Source organism: Streptomyces inhibens, from assembly GCF_003389455.1.
In the GTDB taxonomy this organism is placed as follows: Bacteria; Actinomycetota; Actinomycetes; order Streptomycetales; family Streptomycetaceae; genus Streptomyces; species Streptomyces inhibens.
Genome location: NZ_QUAC01000378.1, coordinates 1 through 6,966, shown reverse-complemented (window position 1 = coordinate 6,966; position 6,966 = coordinate 1). Strand labels below are relative to the sequence as shown.

5 protein-coding genes are annotated in these 6,966 nt (G+C 72.6%); all 5 read left to right on the top strand.

Annotated features, from left to right (window positions below; all coding sequences use genetic code 11):
• Nucleotides 1-873 (top strand): alpha/beta hydrolase (locus tag DY245_RS34960; protein WP_147318412.1); only part of this gene is annotated, 873 nt, incomplete at its 5' end.
• Nucleotides 874-880: 7 nt separating this feature from the next.
• Nucleotides 881-3,115, top strand: a complete 2,235-nt coding sequence (locus DY245_RS34955; RefSeq protein ID WP_128511124.1) for an FUSC family protein — start codon at nucleotides 881-883, stop codon at nucleotides 3,113-3,115.
• A 297-nt stretch (nucleotides 3,116-3,412) separates the two neighbouring features.
• Nucleotides 3,413-5,956: an ATP-dependent Clp protease ATP-binding subunit gene (locus DY245_RS34950; RefSeq protein WP_128511123.1), complete on the top strand. Its 2,544-nt coding sequence runs from the start codon at nucleotides 3,413-3,415 to the stop codon at nucleotides 5,954-5,956.
• The gene (locus DY245_RS34945; protein ID WP_128511122.1) at nucleotides 5,943-6,467 is read left to right on the top strand and encodes a DUF6328 family protein; all 525 of its coding nucleotides are present in this window, start codon (nucleotides 5,943-5,945) and stop codon (nucleotides 6,465-6,467) included. The genes DY245_RS34950 and DY245_RS34945 overlap by 14 nt, the downstream gene beginning before the upstream one ends.
• 92 nt (nucleotides 6,468-6,559) lie before the next feature.
• Complete coding sequence (locus DY245_RS34940) at nucleotides 6,560-6,910, top strand: PRC-barrel domain containing protein (protein ID WP_128511121.1); 351 nt, start codon at nucleotides 6,560-6,562, stop codon at nucleotides 6,908-6,910.
• The last annotated feature ends 56 nt before the right edge of the window (nucleotides 6,911-6,966 follow it).

The window sequence follows — 6,966 nt, the reverse complement described above, 5'->3', positions numbered from 1 at the left end:
CGCGCCTCGGGCACCGGGAGCGGCGGGCGCCGCCCCGCCCCGGCGGGCCGTGTGGAAACCGCCGACCGCCGCGTTCCCGGGCCGCCGGGCGCACCCGCCCTCCCCGTACGCCTCTACCGCCCGCGAGGCGAAGCCGGCGGCCCCCGCCCCCTCCTGGTCTTCTTCCACGGCGGCGGATGGGTGCTGTGCGATCTCGACACCCACGACGGCCTGTGCCGCGAACTCGCCCTGCGCAGTGGTGCGTCGGTGGTGTCGGTGGACTACCGGCGGGCCCCCGAGGACCGCTTTCCGGCCGCCGTCGAGGATGCGTACGCGGCGACGCGGTGGGCCTGTGCCCAGGCCGCCGCACTGGGCGCGGACCCGGCCCGGGTGGCCGTCGGGGGCGACTCCAGCGGGGGCGCACTCGCCGCCGCGGTCACCCTGATGACGCGCGACCGCGGCGGCCACCCCCTCGCGGCCCAACTCCTGCTCTATCCGGCCCTGGACCACCGCTTGGCAGGCCGGTCGGCGCGCGACTACGCGACCGGCTTCTTCCACACCACGGCCCATATGCGCTGGTACTGGGAGCAGTATCTGGGCCCGGACGGCGACGGCTGCCATCCGTACGCCTCCCCCGGCCTGGCATCGGACCTCAGCGGTCTGCCGCCCGCGCTGCTGGTCCTGCCCGAGTGCGACCCGCTGCGGGACGAGGGCCGCGCCTACGGCCGGGCCCTGCGGCAGGCGGGCGTCCCGGCCCGGATCGACGAGTACCGCGGCACCTTCCACGGCTTCCTGGCCGCCGTCGGCACCCTGCCCGCGGCGGACACCGCGCTCGATGCGGCCGGCAGCTGGCTGAGCGGTGCGCGGTGCGGACCGGGACCCGCGGGCCAATAGTGGAGAGGTGAGCCCGCAGCAGGGAGCCTCCCCGCCGACCGGGCCGCGGCAGATGGCCGGCGGGCCCGTCGGGGCGGCGCTGCGCAGAGCGCGCTACCTGCTGGAGCACACCGGACGCGGCCTGCGCGGACACCGGACGGTGGTCGGCAACGCGGTCCGGGTGACGGCCGCCTCCTGCGCCGCCTTCTACCTCTGCCGCTACGGGCTCGATCTGACCGTGATGTCCGTGTACGCGACCTTCACCGTGGTGTCGCTCGGAGTGCTCGCCCGGATCCCCGGATCCGGGCGCCAGCGCGCCGCGACCACCCTCACCGCGATCCCCGCGGGCCTGGCGCTCATCACGCTGGGCACCCTGCTGGCCGTACGGACCTGGGCGGCCGTGGTCGGCATGCTCGTCATCGGTTTCCTGGTCGCCTACGCGGGCACCACCGGGCCGCGGATCGCCGGCGCGGCGCCCGGGATGCAGCTGCTCTACATCCTCCCGTGCTTCCCGCCCTACGCCCCGGACACGCTCGGCCAGCGGCTGAGCGGCTTCGCGCTGGGAGCGGTGCTGCTCGCGCTGGCCCAGCGCTTCCTGCTGCCCGAACCGGACACCCCGCCGTTCCGCCGGCTGCTGGCCGATGCCTCCGACGCGGCCGCGACCCTGGCGGACCACCACGGCGGGGCCCCTCCCTTACAGGCACTCGACCGCGCGCACACGGCCGCCGACGCCCTGCGTCCGTCCCGTGTTCCCCCCGCCGATATGCCCGCCTCCCCCACCCTCGCCCACAAGGCCATGGGACACGCGGCCGAGGCGGTCCGCACCCTGCTGTCCCGGCTGGACGCGCTGCACACCTCGGCCGGACCGCACACCGCGTACCACCCGGACACCGTCGTACTGCTCCAGGGCATCGCCGCCACCGCCCGCGCGGCGTCCCACGCACTGCGCCAGGGAAGGCGGCTGCGGCCCGGCGAGGGGCCGTCCGCCGAGCCGTTGCAGAGCGAGCTGGCCCCTGTCCGTACGCACCGGGCGGTGACCACTCTGGAGCGGCTGAGCACCGACGACCGGCTGAGGTATCTGCGCCGCCGGGCCCTGGTGGTGCAGGCCGCCGACAGCGCCGTCGTCCTCGTCCTGGCCACCCGGCTGCTGTTCGGCGACCGTTCCGTCCACCGGGACCCCGCCGGGCACTCCTTCGCCTACGCGCGGGCGCGTGCCCCCGCGTTGTGGTGGCGCCGGCTGACCACGCACTTCACCCCTCGCTCAGTGATCTTCCAGAACGCCTGCCGGTTCGCGCTCGGCCTGGCCACCGCCCGGGCCATCGCCGGAGTCCTCGATCTGCAGCACGGCTTCTGGGTGCTGCTGGCGACGCTGACGCTCACCCGTACGACGAGCCTGGAGACCTGGTCCGCGGTCCGGCAGGCGCTGATCGGCACGCTGATCGGCGCGGCGGTGGCCGGCGGGCTGCTGGCTCTGGTCGACAACCGGGACACGGTCTACGCGCTCGTACTGCCGCTGGTGATGCTGCTGGCGTTCATCGCCGGGCCGCTGCGCGGGCTGGCCTGGGCGCAGGGCGGGTTCACCCTTGTCGTCGCCACGCTGTTCGCGCAGGTCTCCCCCGTCACCTGGCAGCTCGCCCCGGTCCGGCTGGAGGATGTGCTGACCGGCAGCCTCATCGGGCTGGCCTGCGGTCTGGTGGCCTGGCCGCGCGGCGCGGGGAGAGAGGTGCGCCGAAGCATGGCGGCCCTGTGCTCGGCCATCGCCGACGCCATCGGGCAGACCACCGCACGTGTCGTCGAACGCACCGGCAGCACCGACATCCTCGCGATCAATCGTGCCCTCGTCCTCGCGCAGGAGTGCCTGGCGCAGTACCAGAGCGAGCCGCGGGAGGAGACCGCCCGGCAGCCGGACTGGCCCGCGGTGCTGGGGGCCGGCGCGGACGCCCGCCACGGCGAACGGCTGCTGCCCGGCCGTCCCGGCCGGATCACCCACCAGGAGGTGGGCGCCTGGCTACGACGGGCCGCCGGCAACACGGCGGCCGACTACCGCGCCCTGGCCCGGCACCTCCGCACCGACGACGCCCCGCCCCAGGAGCGCCGCCCCCAACCCCTGGACATCCGCGGCCTGTTGGCCGTCGCTCCGCCTCTGGCGCGGGGCAGCCCGGACGGGGACGTCCACGCGCTCTCCGCCGCTCTCCTCATCGACTCGGTCATCTGGCTCGATGCGCTCACCGCCGATCTGACCCGCATCCGCGAGGAGATGTGAGGCGCGGCGGGGAGGTGTGCGGCGGGGTGGCGAGGTACGGCGCCGGCTCCGGCGGAGCGCTTCGGGGCGAGGGTGAACGCGGTGGCGGCCGCCTTCCGCCGGATGCGGGGTGTGCGGGGCGGTCCCGCCCGGGTGCGGATGACCTGATTGGCCCTGATCCTGAAGCAGTGGAGTGGCGTGTGACGGGTGACCTCTCGTCCCTCGGGCACCCGCCAGGGCAGGAGTGTGAGGAGAGCACACCAGGAACCCGACAAGGCAGCATGTCGCGGTACCGCCGTGACAGCGGAACGGACACACATGAGCAATGGATTCGTGGGTCCGGAGGGTTACGGCCCGGACCCGTTCGGTGAATTCCTCGCGCGCTTCCTGGGTGGTGCCGCGCAGTCCGGGAGTGACGAAGCAGGGCGGCCGATGCCCCGGCAGGCGGATATCGCGCGCATGATGAGCGGGCCGGCCCGGGATCTGGTGACCTCCGCAGCCGCCTACGCCGCCGAGCACGGCAGCCCCGAGCTCGGCACCGAGCATCTGCTGCGTGCGGCCCTGGCCGCCGAGCCGACCCGTAGCCTGCTCCGGCAGGTGGGGGCGGATCCCGACGCGCTGGCCGCCGAGATCGACCGCAGCGCCGGTACGGGCCCGAAGCGGTCCAGCGTGGCCGTGACCCCGGCGGTCAAGCGGGCCCTGCTGGGCGCGCACGAGCTGGCGAAGGACAACGGAGATTCGTACATCGGCCCGGAGCATCTGCTCGACGCCCTGGCGGCCAACCCCGACTCGGCGGCGGGCCGCATCCTGAACCTCGCCCACTTCGACCCGCAGGCCACCCCGCAGGGCAGCCACGGGCCCCCGCACGCGGGACCCGAGCACGGCGTCCCGCCGAAGCACGACACACCGACCCTCGACAAGTACAGCCGCGATCTGACCGACATCGCCCGGGCGGGCCGGATCGATCCGGTCATCGGCCGCGAGGAGCAGATCGAGCAGACCATCGAGGTGCTCTCGCGTCGCGGGAAGAACAATCCGGTGCTGGTCGGCGACGCGGGCGTCGGCAAGACGGCGATCGTCGAGGGCCTGGCCCAGCGGCTGGCCGACGGCGACGTCCCCGAGACCCTGACGGGCCGGCGGGTGGTCGCCCTGGACCTGACGGCCGTCCTCGCCGGCACCCGCTACCGCGGCGACTTCGAGGAGCGGATGAACGGCATCATGGAGGAGGTCCGTACGCACCCCGACTCGCTGATCGTCTTCATCGACGAGCTGCACACGGTCGTCGGGGCCGGCGGGGGCAGCGGCGAGGGCGGTTCCCTGGAAGCGAGCAATATGCTCAAACCCGCCCTGGCGCGCGGGGAACTGCATGTCATCGGTGCCACCACCCTGGAGGAGTACCGGCGGCACATCGAGAAGGACGCCGCGCTGGCCCGCCGCTTCCAGCCCATCCTGGTGCCCGAGCCGTCCGTCGCCGACGCGGTGGAGATCCTGCGCGGTCTGCAGGACCGCTACGAGGCGCACCACCAGGTGCGTTACACGAACGAGGCGCTGCTCGCGGCCGTCGAACTCTCCGATCGCTACATCGCCCACCGCTTCCTGCCCGACAAGGCCATCGATCTGATCGACCAGGCGGGCGCGCGGGTGCGGCTCCGTTCGGGCGCCAAGACCACCGATGTGCGCGAGCTGGAGCGCCAGGTGGAGCAGCTGGTCAGGGACAAGGACCAGGCGGTCGCCGCGGAGCAGTACGAACGGGCCAGCGAACTGCGTGACCGTATCGGCGAGCTCACGGTGCGGATCGAGGCCGACCAGGGAGCGCCGCCGACCGACGGGCGCAGCGTGGTGGTCACCGCCGAGGACATCGCCGAGATCGTGTCGCGGCAGACCGGTGTGCCGGTGAGCAGTCTGACCCAGGAGGAGAAGGAGCGGCTGCTGGGGCTGAAGCAGCGGCTGCACTCCCGTGTGATCGGTCAGGAGGACGCCGTCACGGCGGTCTCCGATGCCATCCTGCGCTCGCGGGCCGGGCTCGCCGATCCCAGCCGTCCGATCGGCAGTTTCCTCTTCCTCGGCCCCACCGGTGTGGGCAAGACCGAGCTGGCCCGCGCGCTCGCCGAGGCGCTGTTCGGCAGCGAGGAGCGCATGGTGCGGCTCGACATGAGCGAGTATCAGGAGCGGCACACCGTCAGCCGGCTGGTCGGTGCGCCCCCGGGATACGTCGGCCATGAGGACGCCGGCCAGCTGACCGAGGCCGTGCGCCGCCACCCGTATTCGCTGGTGTTGCTCGACGAGGTGGAAAAGGCCCACCCGGATGTGTTCAACATGCTGCTACAGGTGCTCGACGACGGGCATCTGACCGATTCGCAGGGCCGTACGATCGACTTCAAGAACACCGTCATCGTGATGACCAGCAACCTCGGCTCCGATGCGCTCAGCGGCGGCCGCGGTGTGCTCGGGTTCGGCCCGGACACCTTGGAGGCCGGCGACGGCGCACGGGGGCGGGCGCTGAGCGCCTTGCGTGAGCACTTCCGTCCGGAGTTCCTCAACCGGCTCGACGAGATGATCGTCTTCCGCCGGCTCACCGACGACCAGCTGCGCCGGATCACCGGTCTGCTGCTCGAAGGGACGATCCGCAGGCTGCGCGCCAAGGACATCTCCGTCGAGTTCACGACCGAGGCCGTGGACTGGCTCACCCACAGCGGCCACCAGCCCGAATACGGGGCGCGGCCGCTGCGGCGCACGATCCAGCGCGAGGTCGACAATCCGCTCTCGCGGCTGCTGCTCGACGGTGCGCTGTCGGCCGGGGACGCGGTGCGGGTGGAGGTGAAGGACAACAAGCTGGCGTTCGGCACACATGCGAAGGCGTGAGCCGGGAGGCCGTGTGGAATCGCTGGGCCCGCGCCAGACGTCTCCGGGCCGCGACGAGTCGCCGGAGGAGCGTGCCGACCGGCGGTGGAACGAACTGCTGCAAGAGGTGCGGGTCATCCAGACCGGTGTGCAGATCCTCTTCGGCTTTCTGCTCACCGTCGTCTTCACCCCGCGGTTCACCACACTCGGGCCGACGGACCGGACGATCTACGTGGTGACGGTCCTGCTGGGGGCGGCGACCACCGGCGCGCTGATCGGCACGGTGACCTTCCACCGGCTCGTCACCGGTCACCGGCTCAAACCCGAGACGGTGTACTGGGCCTCACGCCTGGCCCTCGTCGGGATCGTTCTCCTCCTGGCGACGGTCACCTCGGCGCTGCTGCTGATCCTGCGGATCGCCATGGGCAATTCCGCGGTCCCCTGGGTCGTCGCGGGGCTTGTCGCCTGGTTCATGGTGTGCTGGTTCGGGCTGCCCGCCTGGGCTCTCCACCGGTACTCGTCGCGGGGGTGAGCGGCCGCCGCGACCGGGCGATTCGCCCCGCCGGAGGCATGATTGAGGTATCTGCGGCAGCAGCGGCCCGTCAGCGGCATGGGAGGTGCTCCGTGACGCACAACATCTGGGGTTATCAGGACAGCGCGGGATACCGGGCCGGGACCGATCTCACCGGTTTCACGGTCGAGGCGATCGACGGCACCGTCGGGAAGGTCGACAAACACTCGGACGAGGCCGGCGCCGCCTCCTTGGTGGTCGACACCGGTGGGTGGATCTTCGGCAGGCATGTCCTGCTGCCGGCCGGCGTCATCTCCTCGATCGACTTCGACAGGACCACGATCTACCTCGCCCGGACCAAGAAAGACATCGAGAACGCCCCGGAGTTCGACAAGGAGCGGCACTTCGGTGACGACGACTATCACCGGTTGCTCGCCGGGTACTACGGCGCTCCGCACACCTGAAGCGCCGCGACACCGGCGGAGCCGACCAAGGGCGCGGGCCGGGCCCCTGAGGGGGT

Excerpts from the sequence above, each read along its gene's own strand:
- DY245_RS34950 (WP_128511123.1), top strand. The coding sequence starts at position 3,413 with ATGAGCAATGGATTCGTGGGTCCGGAGGGTTACGGCCCGGACCCGTTC.
- DY245_RS34945 (WP_128511122.1), top strand. The coding sequence starts at position 5,943 with ATGCGAAGGCGTGAGCCGGGAGGCCGTGTGGAATCGCTGGGCCCGCGC.